The sequence below is a fragment of the Herbaspirillum sp. ST 5-3 genome (assembly GCF_004804275.1).
GTDB lineage: Bacteria > Pseudomonadota > Gammaproteobacteria > Burkholderiales > Burkholderiaceae_D > Noviherbaspirillum.
Window position 1 is genome coordinate 66977 of the sequence record NZ_STGI01000002.1, and the last position, 23414, is coordinate 90390.

Here is a 23414-nt window from a genome sequence, read left to right on the forward strand (position 1 = left end):
CGTTCGCGCAGGCAGCGCCGGCGAGACGGCATGGCGAGGCGGTGCATCGTGGAAAGCAAAGAAGGAGATTCAACATGGCAAGAATTGAACAGACGATCGAGGTCAACGTGCCGGCGCGCACCGCGTACAACCAATTGCTGCGCTTCGAGCAGTATCCGCGCTTCATGGATGATGTGAAGGAAGTGCGCCAGGTCGACGACACCCATCTGCACTGGCACACCCGGTCCGGCAACCTGGACATGGAATGGGATGCAGAGATTACGCAGCAAGTTCCGGATCGCTGCATCGCGTGGCGCAACACCAACGGGCCGCGCTATGAAGGAAAAGTCGAACTGCAGGAAATGCAGGCGGAGCGCACGCGCATGACGCTGACCATGGAATGCGATCCGAAGCAGCAGGTACTGGCGCAGCACGGCAATGCGGAAACCATGATTGCGCAGCGTGCCGAGCATGACCTGGGGCGCTTCAAGAAATTCATCGAGCAGGTCGCGCATCCGTCGTCTGAACCGCGCACCAAGCCGCGCGAGGCACGCGAGGCACGCGAGGCACGTGATGCACGTGAACAGGGGCCAGTTCCCAACGAAACCGAACAGAGGCGCACAGGCGGCGAAGCCATCGGCAAGACCGTCGGCCAGACGGCGAGCGAGCGGCAGGAAGCGGCGCGCAGCGGACAAGCGCATGCCGGCGGAGAGGAGCAGCAGTCGTCGCAAGCGCAGCGCAAGCAGACTGCAGCAGGCGGTGCGGCACAGGCCGGAAACGGACAGGCATGGCTGCCCGACCTGCTCCAGGTATGGAGCGGACCGTTTACCGTGATGCGTCGCATGTCGGAAGACATGGACCGCTTCTTCGAGCGTTTCATGGGCGCGCCCGCATTGGCCGGCCGCGCGATGCAGCAGGCGCCCGGAAGCTGGACGCCGCCGGTGGAGACAGCGCAACGCGAAAACCGCTTCATCGTTTGCGCCGAGCTGGCGGGCGTCAAGCGCGACGACGTGCAGGTCGAGATCAACAACGACCGGCTGACCATCGAAGGCGAGCGTCATCCGGAAGCGCCGCATGCGCCGCAGGAGCTGCGCCGCTCGGAACGCGCCTACGGCCATTTCTATCGTGTGATTGCCCTGCCGCCGGGCGCCAATGCCGAGGCGGCGTCGGCCTCGATGCAGGACGGCGTGCTTGAAATCACGGTGCCGATCGAAAGCCATCGGCGGCACGGGCGCAGGCTGGATATCCAGACGCCGCATTAGCGCGCGATCATTCCGATCGGAAATTGCAAGGAACAAGTTGCCAGCCTCGCAGTCCATCCTGCAGGATGGCAAACCGGCGTCGGCGGAAATATCGGAAGCATTGCCGCTCGCCCCACCGGAGATTTCCAAATCGAAACGGTCACGATCTGGTATCTGATCATCGGCTCGGTGCTGTTGCTGATGGGCCTGATGGGCACAATTTGGCATCGCATTCCGCTCAGTCCGGCGATGCTGTACCTGCCGATCGGCTTTCTGCTGGGACCGTCCGGCGTGTCGCTGGTCGCGCTCGATCCGTATCGGAATGCCGCGCTGCTGACCCTGCTGACGGAAATTGCCTTGCTCATTTCCCTGTTTACCGTCGGGCTCAAGCTGCGTGTTCCGCTGCGCGACCGCATCTGGCGGCTGCCGATGCGCCTCGGCGTGATCGGCATGCTCGTGACCTCGGTGCTGATTGCCTGCGTGGCCTACTTCCTGCTGGGCTTGTCGCTCGGTGTGGCGGCGCTGCTCGGCGCCATCCTGTCGCCGACCGATCCGGTGCTGGCCTCGGACGTGCAGATCAAGGATGTCGGCGACCGCGACCGCCTGCGCTTCAGCCTGAGCGGCGAGGGTGGACTGAACGACGGCACGGCCTATCCGGTGGTGATGTTCGCGCTGTTCCTGCTTGGCGTGCCCGAGGGCCGCGCCTACGGCGAGCCGACCGCGATCCTGCTGGCGCTGTGGGGCATCGTCGGCGGCTTCCTGTGCGGCTGGCTGATGGCGCGCGGCACAGTCGGCCTGGCGCTGTTTCTGCGGCGTCGCTATCACCAGGCGCTCGGCATGGAGGAATTCCTCACCATCGGTCTGATCGCGGTGTCCTACGGCGTGGCGCACCTGATCCATGGCGTCGGCTTCATCGCGGTGTTCGCCGCGGGCGTGGCCATGCGGCGCATCGAACACCAGGCCAGCGGCCCGACGCAGCCCTCGCAGGTGATCGGCGCGGTGCCGGCCGGCGACGAGCCGGCGGTGGCGACTGATCCGGACAAGGCTCCGGCCTATATGGCCGAAACGGTGCTCGGCTTTAACCAGCAACTGGAACACATCGCCGAATTCGTGATGGTCTTGCTGATGGGGATCATGCTTTCCGCTGCGGGGCTGTCGATGCAGGGCGTGTTGCTGGCAGTCGTGGTGTTCCTGGTGGTGCGGCCGCTCGCGGTGCTGGCCTCGCTGCTGGGCGCGCGCGTGGACAGGGCGCAGCGCTGGCTGATGGCGTGGTTCGGCATACGCGGCATCGGCTCGCTGTACTACCTGGTGTTTGCGCTGCAGTACGAATGGCCGATGGCCGAAAAGCAGCGCGTGGTGTCCCTGGTGCTGACCGCGGTCACGGTATCCGTCCTGCTGCACGGGATCTCGGCGACACCGTTGATGGACAACTATCACAGGCGCGGCAAGCCGCGCGCCTGATTGTGAAAGGACATGCATGGCAACCGATCTGGTCGGCTGGCTCAGCGCCGCCATCCTCGTGGCGACAATCTCGCGTCAGGTCTATACCCAGTGGCGCACGAAAAGCATCGAAGGCGTCTCCAGGTGGCTATTCGTCGGGCAACTGACCGCCTCCATCGGTTTTACCCTCTACAGCTTCCTGGTCGATAACTGGGTGTTCGTTTTCGCCAATTTTTTCATCTTCCTGACCGCCGTCGCGGGCGAATGCATCTACCTGCGCAACAAACATCTGACCGAGCGCAGGCAGCGGCACGAAGAAAAGGGACATGATGGTCAAAGTGAGCCGCATCGGTCCCATCCTGCCAAGGGCGGGGCCGCAAGGTAAAAGCCCAGGGAAGCTTCCCGGATTTACAAGGCCATGCAGTTTTTACGCATGGGCAGCCTTGCTGAAGCAGTTCTGACACGGGTAGGTGCCGGGCAGGTATGTCACTTGCTTGAAAAGCATTGCATGGAAGGATGTCTTTCTGGATTTGACGTGTCCGTGAACAATTCCTGAGCGCGGAATCACCTCGGAGGGAACGTGTATACGCTTGGAATCAACGCTGCCTATCACGATTGTTCTGCCTGCCTGGTGCGCGACGGCGTGGTGCTTGCCGCCGCCGAGGAAGAACGTTTCACCCGCATCAAGCACGGCAAGCGCCCGGTGCCGTTCTCGACCTGGCAGCTGCCTTTTCACGCGATCGACTACTGCCTGAAAGAGGCCGGCATTGCCTTGGCCGACGTGCAGCATGTCGCCTATTCCTACGACCCGTCGCTGCTGCTCGGCGAACACCGGAACCAGGCGACGATCAGCCTGCCGCTGGAGCCGTCCGCCCATCCTCTGGGCGAATGGCTGTCGCCGTGGGACCCCTTGTTCCTGTCGAGTATCGTGAACGCGCCGCGCCAGCTCGCCAGCGGCGCGCCGCATCATCTCAGGAAGCGTTTTCAGGGCGTGCGGCACGACGGCCCGTATACCTGGCATTTCGTCGAGCACCATCTCGCACACGAGGCCAGCGCCTTCGTCGCCGCGCCCTTCGACGAGTGCGCGGTGCTGACCATGGACGGACGCGGCGAAGCGGCGACCACCAGTTACGGCCTGTACCAGGACCGGCGCTATCGACGCCTGAAGCAAATCAATCTGCCGCACTCGCTCGGCCTGCTGTACGAAGCGGTGACCGACTACCTCGGCTTCCTGCATTCTTCCGATGAATACAAGGTGATGGCGCTGGCTTCGTACGGCAAGCCGATGTACGCGCAGCAGCTGCGCGAGGTCGTGCAATACCTCGGCGAAGGCGCGTATGAGGTCAGGCCCGCCGATTGGGAAAAACTGCTCGGCCCGCGGCGCGAACGCGGCACCGAGTTCACGCAAAGACACATGAACATCGCCTCCTCGCTGCAGATCGTGCTGGAGGAAACGGTGCTGAAGATGGTCGACTGGCTGCATCAGCGGACCGGCGCGGAAAACCTATGCATGGCCGGCGGCGTCGCCCTCAATTGCGTGATGAATGCGAAGGTACGCGACCAGGGACCGTTCAAGCGCGTCTGGGTGCAGCCGGCCTCGGGCGACGCGGGCACGGCGCTCGGTGCGGCGCTCTGGATCGACAGCCAGCAGCGCGGCGCCGGCAAGCGATCCTGGCACATGGAACATGCTTTCCTCGGCCCGAGTTACGACGATCAGGAGATCGAGCAATTCCTGCAGCAGGCCAAGCTGCGCTACCGGCGCGCGCAGGACCTGTCTGCGGAAGTGGCCGGCCTGCTGATGCAGAACAAGGTGATCGGCTGGTTCCAGGGACGCATGGAGTTCGGCCCGCGTGCGCTCGGCGCGCGTTCCGTCCTGGCGTCGCCGCTGGACGCGGCTATGCAGCAGCGCCTCAACCAGATCAAGGATCGCGAAGACTTCCGTCCGGTCGCGCCCGTGGTGCTGGAAGAGGAGGCTGCCAACTGGTTCGTGAACGGTGACGTGTCGCCTTTCATGGTGTTCGTGTACGACGTCCGCCCCGACAAGGCGGACAGGATTCCCGCCGTGCGGCATGTCGACGGCACGGCACGCATCCAGACCATCAACCGTGCGCAGAATCCGGCGTACTACGACCTGCTGCGCGCCTTCGGCGAGCGCAGCGGCGTGCCGGTCCTGATCAACACCTCGTTCAACACGCGCGGCGAGCCGGTGGTCTGCTCCCCGCGCGATGCGGTCGAGTCCTTCTGCACCACGCCGCTCGACGCACTGGCGATCGGCTCCTTCATAGTGGAAAAGCCATGATGCGAGAACACGGCATGCCCGGCTCCAGTCCCGTTCGCCTGTTCGGCGCCACGCCGCCGCGCAAGATCGCGGTATTTCGCGCGCTGCAACTGGGCGACATGTTGTGCGCGGTTCCGGCGCTGCGCGCGCTGCGTGCGGCCGCGCCGCTGGCGGACATCACGCTGATCGGCTTGCCCTGGGCGACCTCCTTCGTCAAGCGCTTCAGCAAGTACGTCAATCACCTGCTGGTCTTCCCCGGCTTCCCCGGCCTGCCGGAGACGAGCCTGCACCTGCCGGCGGTGCCGAACTTCCTGGCGGAGGCGCACCGCCAGCGCTTCGACCTCGCGCTGCAACTGCACGGCAGCGGCACGATCAGCAATCCGCTTACGGTATTGTTTGGTGCCGAGTGCAGTGCCGGCTTTTATTTGCCCGGCGAGTATTGCCCCGATCCGATTCACTATCTTCCGTGGGATGAGCGCGAGCACGAAGTCTTGCGCGGCGTGCGCCTGATGGAATACCTCGGCGCCAGCCCGCATGGGACGCATCTTGAATTTCCGCTGACCGATGCCGACTACCGCGCGATGCAGCGCAGCCATCTCAGCGTGCCGGAGCCCGGCACCTATGTCTGCGTCCATCCGGGTGCGCGTCTGCCGTCGCGCCGCTGGCAGGCGCAGCGCTTTGCCGAGGTGGCAGACCGCCTCGCGGCACAGGGCATGAAGATCGTGCTGACCGGTTCTCCCGAGGAAGCGGAGCTGGTGCGAACGGTGCAGCGTGCCATGCGCATGCCGGCGCTCGACCTCTCTGGCAAGACCGAGCTGGGCGCGCTGGCCGCATTGATCGCGCAGGCGCGGCTGGTGGTTGCCAACGACACCGGCATCTCCCATGTCGCGGCAGCGGTCGGCACGCCCAGCGTGATCGTCTCCTGCGGTTCAGATCCTGGCCGCTGGGCGCCGCTCGACACCGCGCGCCATCAGGTGATCAGCGTCGATGTGGCCTGCCGCCCTTGCGGTCATCGCATCTGTCCGACCGCGCATGAATGCGCGGAAGAGGTGAGTGCGGAGACGGTCGCCATGACGGCGGCGCGCCTGCTGGACAGCGACATGCCGCACCATGACTTCCACGCGAACAACATCACGAGCCACAATCTCACCGGAGCGCGCCTATGAGAGAAGCCGACAGCAAACGCATCCTGGTCACCGGCGGTGCGGGCTTTCTCGGTTCGCACCTGTGCGAGTACTTGCTGGCGCAAGGCCATGACGTATTGTGTGTCGACAATTTCTACACCGGCAGCAAACGCAATATCGCGCATCTGCTGGCGCACCCGCGCTTCGAGCTGCTGCGGCATGACGTGACTTTTCCGCTGTATGTGGAAGTGGATGAAATCTACAACCTCGCCTGTCCGGCGTCGCCGGTGCATTACCAGAACGATCCGGTGCAAACCACCAAGACCAGCGTGCACGGCGCGATCAACATGCTGGGGCTGGCCAAGCGGGTGCGGGCGAAAATCCTGCAGGCGTCCACCAGCGAAGTGTATGGCGACCCGCAGATGCATCCGCAGACCGAGGCTTATTGGGGGCATGTCAATCCGATCGGCTTGCGTTCTTGCTATGACGAAGGCAAGCGCTGCGCGGAAACCTTGTTCATGGACTACCGCCGGCAGCACCGGCTGCAGGTCAAGATCGCACGCATCTTCAATACCTATGGCCCGCACATGCATCCCAACGACGGCCGTGTCGTGTCCAACTTCATCATGCAGGCGCTGGCCGACGAGCCGCTCACCATCTACGGCGACGGTTCGCAGACGCGCTCCTTCTGTTACGTGGACGACATGATTGCCGCGTTCGACAAGCTGATGCAGACACCCGACGGCTTTTGTGGACCCGTCAATCTCGGCAACCCGGTCGAACACACCATGCTGGAGCTGGCCGAACGCATCGTCGCACTGTGCGGCTCGCGCTCGCCGATTGTCTTCAAGCCCTTGCCGAGCGACGACCCGGTGCGGCGCCGTCCCGATATCGGACTCGCACGCAGCATGCTTGCCTGGGAGCCGAAAGTTGCATTGACCGAAGGCTTGAGCAGGACGATTGCCTGGTTCCGGCAGTTGCGCCCGGGCCTGATCGACGACGAATTATTGATGCCTGCAGACGTCGCGGCGCAGGAACGTACTTTGCATGCGCCCGATATGTCGAAATGAAGGTGGCCTTACGGTGTGAGGTGCGATCATGAATCGATACAGCGGAAAGCGCGGAATGTTTCCAGTGGCTGGCAGGTTGGCGGTAGTCATGACGAGTCTGGTGCTGCTGCTCTCCGCCTGCGGGGAGGGGCCGGGCGATCCCAGGCCGCCGTATTCGCCGCCGCGTCCGATGACGTCACTGGGACACGTGTCGACGGCGCAACTTGAAATTCCCGCAAGACCGGCGCCTGCGCCGCCGGGCGAGATGTAGGTGCAAGGAACCCGCGCTGATTTGCAGCCTTGACCGCGCATTGCGCGCGGCTTGGCTCTCCATGCCTGTATCCCGAAGGGGAGGGGATGCTTTACGTCATCACATGCCTGGCCCGCCACGATTGCCGCCTTCCTTTTCCATTCCTGAGCTTGAGAGAACACGATGAATACAGAGGATGATGATTTCGGCGCGCGCGTGCCGCCGCGCGCGTCGATCTGGCAGGCAAGCGCGGATGCCACCATGTTTCCCGCGTTGAACAGCGATCTGGAAGTCAATGTGCTCATCGTCGGCGGTGGCATTACCGGCGTTTCGACCGCGGCCTTGCTGGCGCAGTCCGGCGTCAGTGTTGCTGTGCTGGAAGCCGCGCGCATCGGCTATGGCACCACCGGGCATTCGACCGGCAACCTGTATGCGATGGTGGATTGCGGCCTGCACAAGCTCGCGTCCAAATGGGGCGAGGACAAGATGCTGCAGGTGGTCGAGTCGCGCCGCGCCGCCGTCAACCTGGTGGAGAAGAACGTGCGCGATTACGCGCTGCAATGCGATTTCTCGCGTCAGCCCTGGGTGCTGTACAGCATGGACGCGTCCGGGGACAGCGACGGTGAAATCGACCGCGAATACCAGGCCGCGCTGAAAGCCGGCCTCGACGCCAGGGTGACCAACGACTTGCCCTTGCCATACTCCATCGACAAGGCCTTGGTCGTGTCGCATCAGGCGCAGTTTCATCCGCTCAAGTATGTGCGCCAGCTCGCCGCCGCTATCGGCTCGGCGCAGTGCCGGATTTTTGAAAAGACGCGGGTGCTCGATATTGACGGCGACGCCGGCATCGTGAAGACCGCGCAGCACACGATCAAGGCGCAGCATATCGTGCTGGCCACGCATACGCCGAAAGGCTTCAACACGATCCAGACCGAACTCGGCCCTTACCGCGAATACGCGGTGGCAGCGCCCTTGACCGGCCACCCCTTGGCCGGCGGCATATTCTGGAACGTCGGCGCTGAAAAATATTCGACCAGGCTGGTCGGGATGAACGGCAAGCCCTATGTGCTGATGATCGGCGAAGTGCACAAGACCGGGCAGAAGAGCGACCCGGAAACCGCCTATCGCAAGCTGGAAGCGGTGTTGCAGGCGCGCTTCGACATCGATGGTGCGGAATTTCGCTGGTCGGCGCAGCAATACCGGCCGGCCGACGGGCTGCCCTATATCGGCCAGGCGATCGGCTCCGACCGGCTGCTGATCGCCTCCGGCTTCAGTGCCGACGGGCTCACCTACGGCACGATGGCCGCGATGATGCTTGCCGATGCCATCGCGAGCAAGACCAATCCCTGGCGCGAGCTGTACACGCCGCGGCGCTTCACGCCGCTCAAGTCGGCCGGCGCATTCCTGAAGGAAAACCTGAACGTCGCGGGCTATTACGTGAAGGACTACATGACGAGTGCGGCAGTCACGCGCTTCACCGACGTCCCGCGCGGCGAAGGCCGGATCGTCGACATCGCCGGCGACAAGCTGGCGGTCTACCGCGACGACGCCTACCAGCTGCATGTGCTGTCGCCGGTCTGCACCCACCTCAAGTGCGTCGTGCACTGGAATCAGGCGGAACACAGCTGGGATTGCCCCTGCCACGGCAGCCGCTTTGCCGTCGACGGCACGGTGCTGGAAGGGCCGGCACTGACGCCCCTGCAGCGGCGCATCATGCCGCCGGGGATGGAGACGGATCTCGAGTCTTCGTCCGGTTGATTGACTGTCCATCCGGTGGCATGGACCTTGCGTCCTCGCAGCAAGGAATTTTTGCCACTCGCATCATGGATGATGGATGTTTCAATCGCACCGGCGTCCTGTCGCAATGCCGCCCGTCGCGAGCAGATCGAAGTCGATATGATGGCTCAACGTCGCCGCCGCGGACCCTGTGCCCGGTGCGCATGTTCCTTTCCCAACTCATCGCACGCCTGCCTTCTCCGCCAACAGCCGGAGGATCCGCCATGTCGCATGCCGTGAGCGGGTGGCCTGTCCGGATGGGTCTCGATACATGCGCGAAGCGATGTCGGGACGGCCCGTCCTGAGCTTCACGGAGACGGAACATGGTGTTATCGGTACACAGCGAGCGGGTCAGGATACAAACCGACCAGATCGACCTGGAAGCGGCACTCTGGCTTCCGGCAGACCATATCGGCGTTATCCTGTTTGCCAACTGCGGCGTCAGCAATCGCCTCAAGCCGCCCAACGATTACGTCGCCAGCGTCTTGCACGAGGCGCAACTCGGCACCCTGTGGCTGGACCTGCTGAACCCGCAGGAAGCCCGCAACCGGCATACGCGGTCCGACATCGGGCTGTTGACGGAGCGGCTCAATGCCGGCTGCGACTGGCTGGCAAATTCGGAGGTGTCTGGCAGTCTGCCGATCGGCTTGCTCGGCACCGGCAATGCGGCCGCTGCGGTGTTGCAAGTGGCGGCGGAACGGCAGCGCGGAATCTGCGCCGTCGTGTCGCGCGGCGGCCGGCCTGACCTTGCGAGTCATGGCGCCATCGGCAAGGTATCGGTACCGACACTGTTGATCGTCGGCGGGCTGGAGGATGGCGCGGTCGACGTGAACCGTGCCGCGTTCAACGCCCTGCGATGCAAGAAGCGCATCGAGGTCATTCCCGGCGCGACGCATTCCTTCGACGAGCCAGGCAGTCTTGAAGTGGTCGCACGCCTTGCTCGCGGCTGGTTCCTGCAGCATACGCATTGCGCGCGCATCTGACGGCATCCCGGGCGGCGTGTAAATCGTTCTGCTTGCAGCAGGATTTACACATGGCGCGCCACGCGAGGTGAATTATCGATTGGAAACTTTTTCCGAATTGCATGTCGAAGGGCTGGTTTACCTGGGAAGAACGTCATGCAAAACATCAGGTTGGTACTGCTGCTGCTTTGTGCGCTGTTCGGCGCCGCATGCAGCGCACCGGTTCCGACCGGCACCGATGCAGCGCTGAACGCGGAAGTCAGCGACAAGCTTGTCGTGGCCAGAGTCAAGGCTGCGCTTGCCGCCGATCCGGAGATCGGCGACCGCATCACGGTGGAATCGAACAAGGGTTTCATCAACCTGCGCGGCGAAGTGAAGTCGATCGAATTGAGACGAAGGGCAAACGCCATCGCACGGCAAGTGGACGGCGTGATGTCGGTCGAGAATTATCTGGTCATCGGCGGATAATCAATCACGGTGTTATTACCGCTTGCTTGCCGCCGGCTGTATGGTCTCCGGAAAAGAAGTGCGTATTTTCGGCTTGTGCATGCCGGCAAGCTGGCGATGCTGGCGTCGCCAGTACAGCATGCCCTCCCAGCGCCCGAGCAAGGCCGCGTATCCATGGATGAACTCTCTCGCGCCCGCGCCCTTGAGCAAGGGGAGCAGGATGGGCGCAACCAGGCCGCGCGCGATGACATGCAACGGCAAGGCATGCTTGGCGTAAATTGCTCCGGTGCCGCGTTCCCGTCGCCGGATTTCCTGTCGCGCCCTGGCGCTAGCATCGGGCGGCTTTAAGGGATGATGCACGACCGCCGCGTGGTGATAGGTCAAGGAAGCGCCGGCATGCAGGGCGCGCATCACGAGGTCGGTTTCCTCGCCCGCGCCGAACCACTGGCCCACGCCGAGGCGTGAATCGAAATTGCCGATGTGGTTGAACAATTTGCGATTGAAAAAAAGCATGAAGGAAACGGCCATGCGGTCGCGAAACACGCGCGAGCGATGATGCGTCAGCCGCAGCGGAAGGCGGTCCGGTTCGCTGCGCTCGGCCCAACGCGCCATCGCGCCGGTCAGCGGATCGCTGCGGGTGAACAAATGGCAAAGTCGCTGCAGCAGGTCCGGTTCATACCAGCAGTCGTCGTCGGGAAAACCGACCCATTCGCCGAGCGCGGCGCGAATGCCGACATTGCGCGCCATCGACAGATTGGGAAAATGATGGCGGATATGCCGGACGACAATCCCGGCCTTCCTTCCTCCTTCCAGATAGGGCGTGACCCGGTCGTCCGCATTCTGGTCGACCACGATGACTTCGAAATCCTTGAAAGTCTGCGCGGCAAGCGACTGGAACAAGCGCTCCAGCTCGGTGGTTCTGCCATAGGTACAAAGAATCAGCGACAAGGCCGTCATGATATTCCCGTACAGATAATGATCGAACGCTGCAGCAAGGCAGGCCGGCTCAGGCGCGGCTGCCTGCCTGCGCGCGTTGTGTTTCGTCCTGCTCGGTCGTGCGCAGGCTGCGCTTGTGTCGTTTCCAGTCGGCGTAGATCTTCACCCAGGCTTCCGACTTCGGCTCTTCCAGCAGAGGAGGGCGCAGTGCCGCGGGAATCATGTGCCCGTCCTTGAAATGCCCGCACAGGCGGCACAGCTCCCGGCTCAGCGCAATCATGTCGTCGCTGTCCGCCGGCAGCGTCGCATAGCCGAGCTGCTTTCCGATCAGCCGGTCAATGCCTCCCGCCACCGCGCACTGGTAGTAGCCGCTGGGTGTCAGGCCCATGCCGCACTCCGTCATGATCGAACAGCCGTTTGCATAATCGGCTGCCCGAAATGCAGGATCGTCGGCCGGCGCCATGTTGAAGGGACCGAAGGCCGGCTGCACATTGCCGTCCTTGGCCGAGTTCTCGATGACGACGTCGGCGGGAATCTTTTCCAGCATCGTCTTGACCGCTTTTCCGTAGCCGTTGCTCACGACCTGGATGCTGCAGTCGGGTGCGAACTGGCGGTATTTGCGCAAGGCCTGGATGATGTCGAGAAAGCGGGGGTGCAGGGTCGGCTCGCCGCCCAGCACGCGGATGACGCGCCAGCGCTTGTTTTGCGCAATCGAATCGCGCACAAAATCCTCGATCATGCCGAGCGGCATGTGTTCCTTCTCGGGTGCCTGCGTGATCGAGCGATTGCAATTCATGCAGCGCAGATTGCACACATAGGTAATGTCGATTTCTATCGCATCGCGGCTGCGCACATATTGCGGCCCGAGCAGGCGTGTTGCCTGCTGCGTAATGCGGAATCGCCGGTAACGCGCCTTGATGCCGTACCAGGGAACCGCGACGAGCGAAGAGAGCTTGCTGAAAATGGAAACTGCCGTGCCGGTGTAAGTTGCCATATTCCTTGTTATTGAAATGCACTGGAGGAGCGCACTGATTTTCGGTGGGGTGCGCTCATTCTCTACAGACAGTCGGTCAATGGTTTTGAGAATTGACAACCGGATGGCATTTCATGAGGAAATCGGCAACTCTGGTGCGGGTTCGCGCCGGAAAGAAATAAGCGACGCGAACCAACCTCGCGGAAAGATCAGTGCGGCCTTTGCAGATGCTCGCGAAGGAGCGCATTCTGCTCCCGCAGCATGGCGATGATCTGCTCGTTCTGTTCGCGCAAACCCGGCAAGACGGACATCACCAGTTTCGGCGGCGAGTTCTCGGGAAGGCTTGCCATCATATGTTCCATATGCCGGAGCATCCGGCGGCTGAGAGCAGAACCGAGGCTGCGGCGTGGGGCTGTCGAAAGAGACCGAAAGGCAATCACCGCTCCGAACACCGCGGCGCCAAGCACGATGAGTCTGTTCATATGTCCTCCTTTTGGCGAACCTGGCGGGGCTCTTCAAGCATCCACGAATGGTTGAAAAACATGCGCCATTGGGGCCGACGGAAAGCGAAGTGCGCCGCTAGTGTTGCCTGCGAAGTAATGCGGCAGCGACAAGCGCGACACCGACCACGATGCTCAGGACAGGCATGAGGCCATCGGGGATGGGTTCCTGGCCAAGATTGATTTTAAGCAGCTCCCAGACACCGGCCACAACGAACAGAATCCCCATCACCAGCCCAAAGCCTTCAACGGGCAGATTGAAGTACATTCTTCCTATCTGTGTCCCGAGCATGATGATGCCTATGCCAAGCAGTCCCACGCCCCAGCCCACATCCACAAGGAAAGCTATTCCTATCCAGATAAAGAAGATGCCCCATCCGGCTGCATCCAGCTTCTTGATCAAAGCACGCCTGTCTTCCCCGGTCTGGTCGAGCTTGCTGTTCGTCATGTTCCACCTCAGCGCTTTGCTGGAAACACTGGACCAGCATAGTACAAATCCGGCATGCCGCTTTGCCGTTTTCGATCGCCTTTTGTGTTTCGCCAAGCCGGTTGTTGACGGCTGGTCGACCGCAGGAATGCGCATATCCTCTTCCTGCAGGAAAGGTTTCAGGTGTAACTATGCGTGTCGACGGAGCGCTTTGCGGTGGAAGCGGGCGCTCAGTCTTTGCGGCCTGCATCCTGCGCCCAACCTGTCCGTCGCCGCCATTGCCAGTCCTTGAATTGATTTTTGATAGACAAGGATTCGAGCCTTGCGTAAGCTCAGGAGGCGCAGGAAACCTTGTCCTGCGGATTTTATGGTTCCGATTGGGACCTGCAATGAGAGTGTCATGAGACCTGAAGATCAAATAGATTTCTCGACCTTGGCGCCATCGAAGCGGCGCATGGCACGTGCAGCGGTATTCATCGCACTGCCCTTGCTGATCATCGGGCTTTTGCTGGGCCTGATCGTGTATTACGCGCCCGCCGGCGCGATTGCCGTAGCACTCGGTAATGCGTTCCTTGCGGGAGGACCAAGCGCATTTACCGCACCCGACGGGGGCTTGCTTGCACTAAAGGCAGGTGCCGTATGGGGAGCATCTCTCGCATTCCTGGTCGGCCCTTTCATCTTCATGGCTTGGCTGAGTTACCAGGTGAAGAAGGAATACAACAGATTGCGGGACGAGCAAAGAATGAAAGAGTATCGCCGCAATATTGCGGGCAAGTCTCTCAAGAATAAGTAAACACAGGTCGCTGAACTGCTACTGCATCAATTGCCGTCTTTGACGCTAGTTGAATCGCTACAAGTTTCGTCCCACTGTGAAGTCTCTGAATGGCACTGCCATGTGCAGTTTTCACTCACCGCTTTGAGGAATGCTGACACGAGACAAAGAAGTGTGCGCAGGTTTACGTTTGATGATCAAGTGTCGAGATCCTGGCGCATGGTTGCCAGTGCATGGGAGATCGGATCCTGCTCGAAAATGGCACGGGCGACCCCAATCTGTTCCCGCAGTGCTTGAGCGAGGGACAGTGGCAGGATCGTGATGCGGTTCTTGCCGCCTTTACCTTCGCGTACCAGCACTTCCCGGCGCTGCAGGTCGATGTCCTTGATACGCAACTGCACACACTCGAAAAGACGCATGCCCGTACCATAGAATATTCGCGCCACCAATTGATAGACACCGCGCATCTGCTCCAGGACGAACTTGATCTCGGTCTGCGTCAGCACAACTGGTCGTTTGGGGCGGGCTAAACCCCTCGATCCAGGGTAACGCGATGTCAAGAACTTCCTTGTACAGAAACAACAAAGCACATAAGGCCTGACTGTATGTCGCCCCGGCTATCTGTCGGTCATTATTCCGGTACGAGAGGAAAGAGCGGATCTCGCTTGGTCCCATATCTGCGGGATGGCGCAGGTCATGGAAGCGAATGTACCATTTTGCCCAATAAACATAAGTGCGCTCGGTGCTGACGGTGTAATGCTTGTCCCTGATACATCGGCGCAATTGATCGAGCAAACGCGGTTGTCTTTCTGCTATTGTCTCAGGCATGCCTTGTTTCACGTTTGTTTAATACTGTATGAATGTGCGGTTGTCGTGCCAAGGTCAGGCGCCATGCGACTAGCGGGCGATCAAACGAACTTGCATAACGGCTCGCTGCCTTGTCCTTGTATAACGGCGCGAGCTGTCCTGTTAAATATTCAGTTAGAGATACAGATGAAAAGCTTCGAGAAAGTTATTCTCATTGGATCGCTCGCGTTGGCGTGTTATTCCGCATACGTTCTCGTGGCAGGCATTTCCCGCGGCATTTTGTGCTACCAGTCCAGATGTACGAGGTACGGAGTTCCAGGCGAAAATTTCATGGGTTATGTAACGATGTACGCCTTGTTCGCAGTGTTTGGTTTGGTATCTGCATGGCGTTCGAAGAAAAACATTGGCTCTAACTCGGCGTTGCACACTGACGCTTCGCGCCAGTGAACTAGGACGTTAAACATAAGAAGAAAGGCTATTTGGTGGCAATTGTAAGAATTGATTTTTCGACGACTCGATCGTCGGCATTTGGTAAGACGGTCGCCGGGGTCGTTGACCGTGTAATGTCTGAGATTCTTTCTGTTCCAGCACGGGAGAATTTCATTGTGTGCCAAGCACATGAAGAAGGTATGTTGCTACATGATCCCGAAAATGTGTCGCTGGACCGGCTTGGTAAGATCGTGTTCATTCAGATCACATTGAACCAAGGGCGTACTGACGAACTGAAGGAAAAGTTCTTTGCCGAGCTGACTAGTCGAATATCGGCCGAAACAGGTGAGTTGCCACAGAACGTCTTCATAAATTTAGTTGAAGTTACCAAGACGAATTGGTCGTTTGGGAAGCCGTATGTTTAACTCTTTGCTGGACACCGAAGCCTATGACGCAGGTCAGCTGCGGCGTTATACCGCATGAACAATCTCCCGCGCGAGACCGGCGTCCCTGCCAATAGCCGAATAGCAGCGCTGCTTCCTGGCTCATATTTTCATGATGCCTGGTGCATCGAGTCCAGCGCAGTTCACTTGTCTGCGCTTGAGCACTTCATCATGGCGGCTAGGTCTACTCCGCGGTGGGTCGATGCCTGTATGGTTCTACGTAATCGGACCGTGGCGCTCGTCGGACTCAAGAACTTGGGGCGTATGTCCGCCCTACAGCACAGCAAGGCGGCAAGCGACTATCGTCCGGGTGACCGGGTGGGAATTTTCACCATCTTTGAAAGCACTTTCGATGAAGTGCTACTTGGCGATCACGACAAACACCTCAAGGTGGTGCTGAGTATCCACAGGTATGTTCTACCGGCGGGTAACCGAGTGATGGTGACCGTCACAACAGTCGTCCACGTTCACAATGCTCTTGGGCGCTTGTATATGTTGCCTGTCAAGCCAATGCACCGCCTGATTGCTCCTTCAGTCCTTAGAGCCATTGGGAAAGCGCCCAATGCGGTATTGACCTGACCTGAGATTTTCGGACCACGACAAATTTGAGAAGATAGCTCCTAAACGAAAGGGAGCAATGAAGAAGAGCCGATACAGTGACGAGCAAATCGTCCGGATTTTGCGGGAAGCCGACAAGGCACCGATTGCCGAGGTGGCCAAGCGCCACGGCGTAAGCGAGCAAAGCATCTACGGCTGGCGCAAGCGTTTTGGCGAGATGGGTGCCGATGAGGTCAAGCAGCTCAAGGCGCTGGAACTGGAAAACGCGCGGCTGAAGAAGCTGCTAGCCGAGCGGGATCTCGAAATCGAAGTCATGAAGGAGATCTCGCGAAAAAAATGGTGAGCGCACCGGCTCGTCGAATCGCAGCGCTGTACGCGATTGAGCGTGGGCTGTCCCACCGACGGGCCTGTGCGCTGATGCAGGTGGCGCGTTCCAGTTTGTTCTATGTTCCGACCATGCCGCAAAAGAATGCGCCGGTAATGGCGGCCATGCAGCGGTTATCGCAGCAGTATCCGCGTTACGGGTCGCGTCGGATACGGGTGTTCCTGGGGCGGGAAGGTATTGAGGTAGGCAAGGAAAAATGCGGTCGTCTGTGGGCGGAGCAAGGGCTACAGGTTCCACGCAAGCGCCCGAGACGCAGAGTGGCAGGCAGTCGACCACGTCCCCTTGCGCCGGCCAAGGCAAATTCGGTATGGAGCTACGATTTTGTTTTTGATGCTTGCGCCAACGGTCAGCAAATCAAGTGTCTGACGGTGGTCGATGAATACACCCGCGAGGCGCTTGCCATTGACGTGGCTGGATCGATTCGTTCGGGACGAGTAATCGAGGTGCTGTCGCGGCTTATCAGCGTACGCGGAGCACCGCGCTACCTGCGCAGCGACAACGGCCCGGAGTTCGTCAGCCTGGCGCTGCTGAAGTGGATCGTCGAGCAAGGGATAGAATGTGCATTGATCGATCCCGGCAAGCCGTGGCAAAACGGGACGACAGAAAGCTTTAACGGAAAATTCAGGGACGAATGCCTGGCCATGGAATGGTTCCAGAATCGACTTGAAGCCCGGGTTGTCATCGAGGACTGGCGGCAGCACTACAACCGCGTCAGGCCCCATTCCAGCTTGAACTACGAAACCCCAGAAGCGTTCAGCAAGAAAGCAGCAACCACTTTATCAACCGGAGCTATCCCAAGTTAGCGCGGGCCGAAAAAACCGGGCAGGTCAGTATGACACAACAATCGACACGAACAGCCTGGCGGCTGCCGGTCATTTACAGCGCTGGACGGAGGCATTTCCGCTTTGAGTCGGCAGTGCGGCTTCACAGGCGGCAATTTGAAGGCACCTATGGTCCTCCAAGCGATCAAATGATTGGCTCCAATGACCCGCGACACTTGACCAAACAACGGTCACTCATGGCCGGAAAGAAACCCTTGTTACCGGACGTTCGCGAGTGAGCGCGTTATTGCGATGGCTGGCCGCATTGCCTCCCGAAATCTTCAGCAGATGCGTGCAGATCATCGGCTGATGCACTGTTACCTGAGCGGCGCTTTGCGGATGGTGCACGGCTTTTGGAATCGGGTTGGGGCCAGTATTGGCGCAACGATATTGAGCCCTCCTGATAGGGCAGATTCGCTAACCGTTAGCTTGTCGCACACGCTCGAATCGAAATTTTATTTCGGCTGGAACCCCGACGGCACGATTGCAATCGAACTTAAGCGACTAGTTGTTTCGACAAGAAAGGAAACGATATGAATCGCGATCAAATCAAAGGCAGCTTCAAGGAAGCGGCCGGCAAGGTTCAGAGGAAATTCGGCAAAATGGTTGGAAGCGATAGCCAGGAAGCCAAGGGGATGGAGACTCAAGCCGAAGGCAAGGTCCAGAAAACGGTTGGCAATGTCACCGACTCGCTTGGCAAGGCAGTAGAGAACGTGAAGGATGCCTTCAAGAAATAGTAGTAACCGAGATGACAGTGCAAATATGGGACGCGGCGGGTTTACCCGCCGCTTTCCTTTGATGGTCGCAGCGTGGAACGCCTTGCCGGAAACAGAGGCACAGGCTGTTTCCGAACCTGAACGTCAAACCTCGCTGCCGCCAAATGAATGAAGCATGTAGGCAACGATCTTCAAAAAGGGCCATGCGCATTCAGTCGCCTGCTGAGGAAAGGGCAAACAGCATCAGCCATGGGATCGGACTTGTTGCGGCAGTTGCCGGCACGCCGTTCCTGATCATGCAATCGCTTAAGCGCGGCGATGCGGGCGTTGTCGCTGCGATGGCCTTGTTCGCGGCAAGCATGATCATTCTTTACCTGGCGTCGACGCTCTATCACGCACTGCCGGGCGGAAAGACGAAGCGGGTGTTTCGAGTGATTGAACATTCCGCAATTTATCTCCTGATTGCCGGAACATACACGCCTTTTACGCTTGGCATTCTCCGAGGGGCATGGGGATGGCCCCTGTTCGGCACAGTATGGACGATTGCCGCAGTCGGGATCGCGCTCAAGGCATTCGGGTTGGCCGCCCATCCAGTGGTGTCGACAAGCCTCTATCTGCTAATGGGATGGCTTGTCGTGGCGGCTGCCGTTCCGATGGTCGCAAATACTCCGCGAGCCGGACTTCTGCTCCTGCTCGCCGGAGGTTTGTCATATACGGTGGGTGTGGGCTTTTTTGCGGCCGATTCACGATTGAAATACGGCCATTTCATTTGGCATCTCTTTGTCCTTGCCGGGACTGCATGCCATTACTTCGCTGTGCTCTGGTATGCCGTTTGACGGGCGATCTGTATCAGCCTGTTGGTCGCCATGCACGGCGGACGCTTCTCGCTGTCCTCACGATGGCGTTTTCCCGGGTATTGGGGAGCATTGCAGCGAGCGACTTCCTCGCGCACGGATGGATGGCTGCATGGTTGCGATCGCGTCGTCAAACATGGGTGCGACCGCCGTGTGGATATCGGGTCGCCTGTATTCTTCCTCGATCCGGCGCTCGATGTCGGCAAGCGGCGACTGAGGCATTGCCGCCAGCGCACTCTCAACATCCCTGTTCATGATGAGGATCTCTGTCACTTCTTGAGCTGCTTGACGCGCCTGGATGTCGACTTGGCGGGGAGAGCGTCCGGCATCGCGGGAAACAGCGCGGACAATCCGGCAATCGGTTGCATCTTGAAGGGGCTGAAGTCCCACGACAAAACTCCGAAAGCCTTCTGGTTCGCCTCAACGATGCGTTCAATCGCTTTCTGTTGACTTTGCATGGCGTTTTGGGCGAGCGCCTCGCTGCAAGACTGAGCGGCGTTCGTCCATGCCTTGATTGTCTGTTCCTGAATGATCTTTGCCGAGCTGACGCTCAGGGATTTCATATTCTGGCGAATGGCTTCGCTGTAGACATTGATTATTTTTGTCGACATGGCGAAGAACGGATTTTGGGCTAAAACATTGGTGGTAGGGGAAGCGGTGGTCACAAGGATTTCCAGTGCGGTAGTGAAGAAATTGATTTACTGATTTACGTCGTACTCCTTATACGAGCAGAGAATCTGCGATAGGTTCATAACTTATTATCAATTGATGGTTTCGCTTCAAGACCTTGGTCTGACGGCATGTGAATTGGTGCACGCAGAGCGATGACGACCTTGCTCCACGCAGCTTGTCATGCCGACGAAATGAATTACCGTGTCGGGCCGTAATGTTGTTGGCTGAAGCCTTTTTGCTTGCATCGACACTCACCTCAAATTTATTGTGCGCCGCAATAAAAATGGGCGCATACTTTTGATAACGCTCGTCCGAGCGAGCTCAACATGGAGAGACTTATCAACACCAACAGACTTCAACCGCCCCCCGCAGTACTTCTCGCGCTTGAACCGCTGCGCGCAATATCCGATTACGTTGCCGGCGTGGTTGGCCCCATCGACCCTTTGCCACTCGGTGATGGCCATCCGGTAATCGTGTTTCCCGGCCTTGCCGCCAGTGGCGCAGCGACTGCCGACCTGCGTGGCCGTCTACAGCAGTTGGGCTACGAAATTTATGATTGGGAGCAGGGCATCAACAGCTGGCCGAATACCGACTTTGACCAGTGGCTGTCGCTCCTGGGCGAGCACTTGAATCGGATACATGCGCGCCATCGCTGTTCCGTGTCACTGATCGGCTGGAGCCTCGGCGGGATTTACGCCCGCGAGCTCGCCAAGAAATATCCAGCGCTGGTGCGGCAGGTTGTTACGCTTGCGACGCCATTCCCGGACAAACCCGAGTCGACGCATGCAGGGTGGTTTTTAACCGTGTTAAACGGAGGCGCTTCCCCGGTGGCTGATGCATTGCTGGAGCGCTTGAGAGTCGCCCCGCCGGTACCCTCTGCGTCGATTTACTCGGACTCTGATGGCGTTGTGGCTTGGCAGGGTTGTCTGGGAACGGAATCGCCGCTACACCGCAACATCGAGGTCAGCGGAGTCAGCCACATGGGCATGGTCCACCACCCCGACGTGCTGCGCGCCGTGGCTGAGCTTCTTGTGCAGCCGTGCTGAAAACTTGCGCTTGCGATCCCCGAGGGAACTGGCCGCTTGCCGGCCGCAATCGAACCCTCAAGCTTGTTATCCAATTTGATCGTTTGCAGAACGATGCCGCCGCCAAAGTCGGAAGGTCAGAAATCCGACAAGGAACATATTGCCTGCCAGGACAAGGCCGTTGATCATTGACGGCCGGTGCAACAGGTGGAGGAATTCGAACGGGATGTAAATCCCGCCCGAAAGAGTTCCGAGCCATTCGCCCCAGGCGTAATCATTCCAGAGCCCGTAGCTTTCCAGCAGCCTCACCGCGATGTAAGCCGACGCCAGAAGAAAGAGTGAGTGCAGATCGGCGCCAGGCAGGAGGTTCGCGTAATGCAGGAGCACCGACGGATAATGGGCTGCTGGATTCAAGTGAAAGCGCCCGATGAGTTCCATCGCGAGGTGCCGCACATCATGATGCACAAGGTCCAGAACACCAATGACGGCCGCGAAAGCCGCCAGGCCCTTGATGGCCTCAAAGGCAGCGATTGCGCGCAGAGTGCGCCGCATGGCGACTCGATGTGATGGCGCAGCGAAGCGAGTGGACTTGGGATCAATCATGTCGGGAGGAATCCATCCATGCGGAGAACCTTCGGGACTGGCCTGGTGCTCAGCTTACCTTACTGCGACGACAAAGAAGGCTGACATCCAGCAAGAGCCGGCCAGAAGCGGACCGACATTTTGATAGGCGCTTTTCGTCATCGCACAGATGCAAGGCGAGGCGCAAGTCAGCGCGGCAACAGTGAAGCGCGTGCGGCCGCCACAATCTCTCGGCGCAAGGAATCGATCATCCCTGACGCCGCACGAGCATGCTGCCAGTGAAGCGGTACGTCCAGCGAAGTGGCCAGCACCGATTCGACGAAAGACCCCTTTCAGAGGTATCAAGGAACGTTCAAAAGTACTGCGCGCTCGCCCGGGCGCGCACTGCAGGACTGACACGTCCGACGTGAGCAGCCTCTCTGCCCACAGTATGGACGCTCGCGCCTCGGCTGATTTGTAGGTGTGCAAAGCCGTCACGGGCTTTATAATACTAGTACACTCTCGCTGGAGCGTACCGCGAGTCTCGACAAGCTACGAACAAGAATTCCGAAGGGTAGAAATCCGTTCCATGAAAAAGAAATGGCAGCCATCAGTCCGGGCCAGCGGCGGACCGAAATATATCGCCTTGGTCGACGCACTGGAAGCCGGCATCGAAAAGGGTGAGTTGCGTACCGGCGACCGGCTTCCGTCCCATCGTGAACTGGGGGATATGTTCGGGGTAACGATTGCCACGGTCACCAAGGCGATGACCGAGGCGGCCCGGCGCGGTATTATCGAGGCGCGCGTCGGAAGCGGCACCTTCATACGGGAACGCAACGTCGAAGTCCCTGTGCCCGATGTCATCGACTTATCGATCAATACCCTTCCGCCCGACATCGTGGCGGATCTGCTCGCCGAAACGGTAGCGCAGGTACCATCCGAGCGACTGTCGCGCGATCTCTTCAACTACTCGTCCTACGCAATCTCGAGTCACCACCGGCAACTGGCAGCTGCATGGATCTCGCAATTCTGCACCAGAGTCCGGCCAGAAAACCTGCTGACTACAAATGGCGTACACCAGGGATTGCTGGCGGCATTCGGCGTTCTCCTCAAGGCTGGGGAGCCCGCGATTTGCGAGCCGCTTACATACACCGGCATCAAGCGCATTGCCGAGTACCGTGGAGTGAAGTTGATCGGCGCCAAGTGCGACGAGGAAGGGCTCACGCCCGACAGCGTCGAGGCCCAGTTGCGGCAGTCCAAGGCAAAAGTCGTCATCATCACGACGACCACGCAAAACCCGACGACAGCAACGCTCAGCGAAAAGCGCCGGCAGGCATTGGCGGAAGTGTGCCGAAAAAACGATGCCTGGATTATCGAGGACGGCGTCAACATCCCGCTCGCAAATGATCGGACGCCTTCGATTGCGGATCTCGCTCCGGATCGGACGATTCATCTGACCGGTTTTTCCAAATGCGTCGCGTCAGGATTCCGCCTTGGATATGCCGTTCTTCCTGAGCAGATTTTCAATGCATTTCATGATGCACTCGTCAGCACGCAATGGACCGGGCCCGGTTTTTATTCGGAACTGGCAGCGACCATGCTGGCGAATGGCATGATGGAGCAATGTATCGCGCGCCATCGGGAAGAAGCGGCTGCGCGGTTCGGGTTGGCACAACGGGTGCTTGGAGGGGTTCGCCACAGCGCGCTACTCAGTTATCACGCCTGGGTATCTGTGCCGGCAGGATGGTCGGCCGAAGAATTTGCGGCGCAGGCATCACAAATGGGCGTGCGCATTTCGCCGGCATCGCACTTTGCGATTTCTCTTGCCGACTTGCCCGCGGCATACCGCATTAGCCTGGGGGCATGCGCGAATCGCTCCATGCTGGAGGACGCGCTGAACCGACTCGCAGCAATCGGTAGCGCGCCTTCGCTCGCGTATGGTACTGTGATCTAGCCCGGACCAGTGCTGCTCCGGTCCGGGCTGTCACA

General features: G+C 59.8%; 26 protein-coding genes. 18 read left to right on the forward strand and 8 right to left on the reverse strand.

What is annotated here, in order from left to right; translation table 11 throughout:
• Nucleotides 1-74: 74 nt before the first annotated feature.
• The 10 genes from E6W33_RS03855 (at nucleotide 75) to E6W33_RS03900 (ending at nucleotide 10567) form a co-directional block, all read left to right on the forward strand.
• Nucleotides 75-1241 carry an Hsp20 family protein gene (locus E6W33_RS03855; RefSeq protein WP_168798516.1) on the forward strand — a complete coding sequence of 389 codons (1167 nt, stop codon included), beginning with the start codon at nucleotides 75-77 and terminating at the stop codon, nucleotides 1239-1241.
• A gap of 129 nt (nucleotides 1242-1370) precedes the next feature.
• The gene (locus E6W33_RS03860; RefSeq protein ID WP_282183682.1) at nucleotides 1371-2681 is read left to right on the forward strand and encodes a cation:proton antiporter; all 1311 of its coding nucleotides are present in this window, start codon (nucleotides 1371-1373) and stop codon (nucleotides 2679-2681) included.
• A 16-nt stretch (nucleotides 2682-2697) separates the two neighbouring features.
• Complete coding sequence (locus tag E6W33_RS03865; protein ID WP_136414531.1) at nucleotides 2698-3045, forward strand: PQ-loop repeat-containing protein; 348 nt, start codon at nucleotides 2698-2700, stop codon at nucleotides 3043-3045.
• A gap of 195 nt (nucleotides 3046-3240) precedes the next feature.
• Entirely contained in the window at nucleotides 3241-4959 is a 1719-nt protein-coding gene (locus E6W33_RS03870; protein ID WP_136414533.1) for a carbamoyltransferase C-terminal domain-containing protein, read from the forward strand.
• Entirely contained in the window at nucleotides 4956-6104 is a 1149-nt protein-coding gene (locus tag E6W33_RS03875; RefSeq protein ID WP_136414536.1) for a glycosyltransferase family 9 protein, read from the forward strand. The genes E6W33_RS03870 and E6W33_RS03875 overlap by 4 nt, the downstream gene beginning before the upstream one ends.
• Nucleotides 6101-7132 (forward strand): UDP-glucuronic acid decarboxylase family protein, encoded by a 1032-nt coding sequence (locus E6W33_RS03880; RefSeq protein WP_136414538.1) that lies wholly within the window; start codon nucleotides 6101-6103, stop codon nucleotides 7130-7132. The genes E6W33_RS03875 and E6W33_RS03880 overlap by 4 nt, the downstream gene beginning before the upstream one ends.
• A gap of 55 nt (nucleotides 7133-7187) precedes the next feature.
• Nucleotides 7188-7382 carry a hypothetical protein gene (locus tag E6W33_RS03885; RefSeq protein WP_136414540.1) on the forward strand — a complete coding sequence of 65 codons (195 nt, stop codon included), beginning with the start codon at nucleotides 7188-7190 and terminating at the stop codon, nucleotides 7380-7382.
• A 162-nt stretch (nucleotides 7383-7544) separates the two neighbouring features.
• Entirely contained in the window at nucleotides 7545-9119 is a 1575-nt protein-coding gene (locus tag E6W33_RS03890; protein WP_136414542.1) for an FAD-dependent oxidoreductase, read from the forward strand.
• Nucleotides 9120-9460: 341 nt separating this feature from the next.
• Nucleotides 9461-10120 carry an alpha/beta hydrolase gene (locus E6W33_RS03895; protein WP_211097228.1) on the forward strand — a complete coding sequence of 220 codons (660 nt, stop codon included), beginning with the start codon at nucleotides 9461-9463 and terminating at the stop codon, nucleotides 10118-10120.
• Nucleotides 10121-10255: 135 nt separating this feature from the next.
• Nucleotides 10256-10567, forward strand: a complete 312-nt coding sequence (locus E6W33_RS03900) for a BON domain-containing protein (RefSeq protein WP_136414544.1) — start codon at nucleotides 10256-10258, stop codon at nucleotides 10565-10567.
• 15 nt (nucleotides 10568-10582) lie between these two features.
• On the opposite strand, the gene E6W33_RS03905 is transcribed toward E6W33_RS03900, so the two are convergent.
• The 4 genes from E6W33_RS03905 to E6W33_RS03920 all read right to left on the reverse strand — a co-directional run bounded on the left by E6W33_RS03905 (nucleotide 10583) and on the right by E6W33_RS03920 (nucleotide 13403).
• Entirely contained in the window at nucleotides 10583-11503 is a 921-nt protein-coding gene (locus tag E6W33_RS03905; protein WP_136414546.1) for a glycosyltransferase family A protein, read from the reverse strand.
• A gap of 49 nt (nucleotides 11504-11552) precedes the next feature.
• Entirely contained in the window at nucleotides 11553-12476 is a 924-nt protein-coding gene (locus E6W33_RS03910) for a radical SAM protein (protein ID WP_136414548.1), read from the reverse strand.
• A gap of 188 nt (nucleotides 12477-12664) precedes the next feature.
• A complete protein-coding gene (locus tag E6W33_RS03915; protein ID WP_136414550.1) occupies nucleotides 12665-12937 on the reverse strand; it encodes a hypothetical protein in 273 nt (90 codons plus the stop codon).
• Nucleotides 12938-13034: 97 nt separating this feature from the next.
• Nucleotides 13035-13403 carry a hypothetical protein gene (locus E6W33_RS03920; protein ID WP_136414552.1) on the reverse strand — a complete coding sequence of 123 codons (369 nt, stop codon included), beginning with the start codon at nucleotides 13401-13403 and terminating at the stop codon, nucleotides 13035-13037.
• A 379-nt stretch (nucleotides 13404-13782) separates the two neighbouring features.
• Here E6W33_RS03920 and E6W33_RS03925 point away from each other — a divergent pair, with 379 nt between their 5' ends.
• Nucleotides 13783-14175: a hypothetical protein gene (locus E6W33_RS03925; protein ID WP_136414554.1), complete on the forward strand. Its 393-nt coding sequence runs from the start codon at nucleotides 13783-13785 to the stop codon at nucleotides 14173-14175.
• A 176-nt stretch (nucleotides 14176-14351) separates the two neighbouring features.
• On the opposite strand, the gene E6W33_RS27430 is transcribed toward E6W33_RS03925, so the two are convergent.
• Nucleotides 14352-14660: a tyrosine-type recombinase/integrase gene (locus E6W33_RS27430; RefSeq protein ID WP_247869506.1), complete on the reverse strand. Its 309-nt coding sequence runs from the start codon at nucleotides 14658-14660 to the stop codon at nucleotides 14352-14354.
• Nucleotides 14661-15443: 783 nt separating this feature from the next.
• Here E6W33_RS27430 and E6W33_RS03940 point away from each other — a divergent pair.
• The 5 genes from E6W33_RS03940 (at nucleotide 15444) to E6W33_RS03960 (ending at nucleotide 19149) form a co-directional block, all read left to right on the forward strand.
• Nucleotides 15444-15815 carry a tautomerase family protein gene (locus tag E6W33_RS03940; protein ID WP_168798517.1) on the forward strand — a complete coding sequence of 124 codons (372 nt, stop codon included), beginning with the start codon at nucleotides 15444-15446 and terminating at the stop codon, nucleotides 15813-15815.
• Nucleotides 15816-15869: 54 nt separating this feature from the next.
• Nucleotides 15870-16412 (forward strand): DUF2867 domain-containing protein, encoded by a 543-nt coding sequence (locus E6W33_RS03945; RefSeq protein ID WP_136414564.1) that lies wholly within the window; start codon nucleotides 15870-15872, stop codon nucleotides 16410-16412.
• 58 nt (nucleotides 16413-16470) lie between these two features.
• Nucleotides 16471-17579 (forward strand): IS3 family transposase gene (locus tag E6W33_RS03950; RefSeq protein WP_136414566.1). Its coding sequence is split into 2 segments (ribosomal slippage): nucleotides 16471-16717 and nucleotides 16717-17579, totalling 1110 coding nucleotides; the frame shifts between segments, so codons are not numbered across the junction.
• Between the two features lie 551 nt (nucleotides 17580-18130).
• Nucleotides 18131-18334 carry a CsbD family protein gene (locus tag E6W33_RS03955; protein ID WP_136414569.1) on the forward strand — a complete coding sequence of 68 codons (204 nt, stop codon included), beginning with the start codon at nucleotides 18131-18133 and terminating at the stop codon, nucleotides 18332-18334.
• Between the two features lie 182 nt (nucleotides 18335-18516).
• Nucleotides 18517-19149, forward strand: coding sequence for a hemolysin III family protein (locus E6W33_RS03960; RefSeq protein ID WP_348983146.1), 633 nt, complete (start codon nucleotides 18517-18519; stop codon nucleotides 19147-19149).
• Between the two features lie 57 nt (nucleotides 19150-19206).
• Here E6W33_RS03960 and E6W33_RS03965 read toward each other — a convergent pair whose 3' ends face one another.
• Complete coding sequence (locus tag E6W33_RS03965; protein WP_136414573.1) at nucleotides 19207-19422, reverse strand: hypothetical protein; 216 nt, start codon at nucleotides 19420-19422, stop codon at nucleotides 19207-19209.
• Between the two features lie 14 nt (nucleotides 19423-19436).
• Nucleotides 19437-19832 (reverse strand): hypothetical protein, encoded by a 396-nt coding sequence (locus tag E6W33_RS03970; RefSeq protein ID WP_136414575.1) that lies wholly within the window; start codon nucleotides 19830-19832, stop codon nucleotides 19437-19439.
• Nucleotides 19833-20165: 333 nt separating this feature from the next.
• On the opposite strand from E6W33_RS03970, the gene E6W33_RS03975 reads away from it, so the two are divergent.
• The gene (locus E6W33_RS03975) at nucleotides 20166-20885 is read left to right on the forward strand and encodes an alpha/beta hydrolase (protein WP_247869507.1); all 720 of its coding nucleotides are present in this window, start codon (nucleotides 20166-20168) and stop codon (nucleotides 20883-20885) included.
• A 66-nt stretch (nucleotides 20886-20951) separates the two neighbouring features.
• Here the strand turns inward: E6W33_RS03975 and E6W33_RS03980 are convergent, their stop codons facing one another.
• A complete protein-coding gene (locus E6W33_RS03980) occupies nucleotides 20952-21467 on the reverse strand; it encodes a DUF2127 domain-containing protein (protein ID WP_168798518.1) in 516 nt (171 codons plus the stop codon).
• Between the two features lie 547 nt (nucleotides 21468-22014).
• Between E6W33_RS03980 and E6W33_RS03985 the strand changes: the two genes are divergently transcribed.
• Nucleotides 22015-23379 carry a PLP-dependent aminotransferase family protein gene (locus tag E6W33_RS03985; protein ID WP_136414577.1) on the forward strand — a complete coding sequence of 455 codons (1365 nt, stop codon included), beginning with the start codon at nucleotides 22015-22017 and terminating at the stop codon, nucleotides 23377-23379.
• Nucleotides 23380-23414 lie beyond the last annotated feature (35 nt).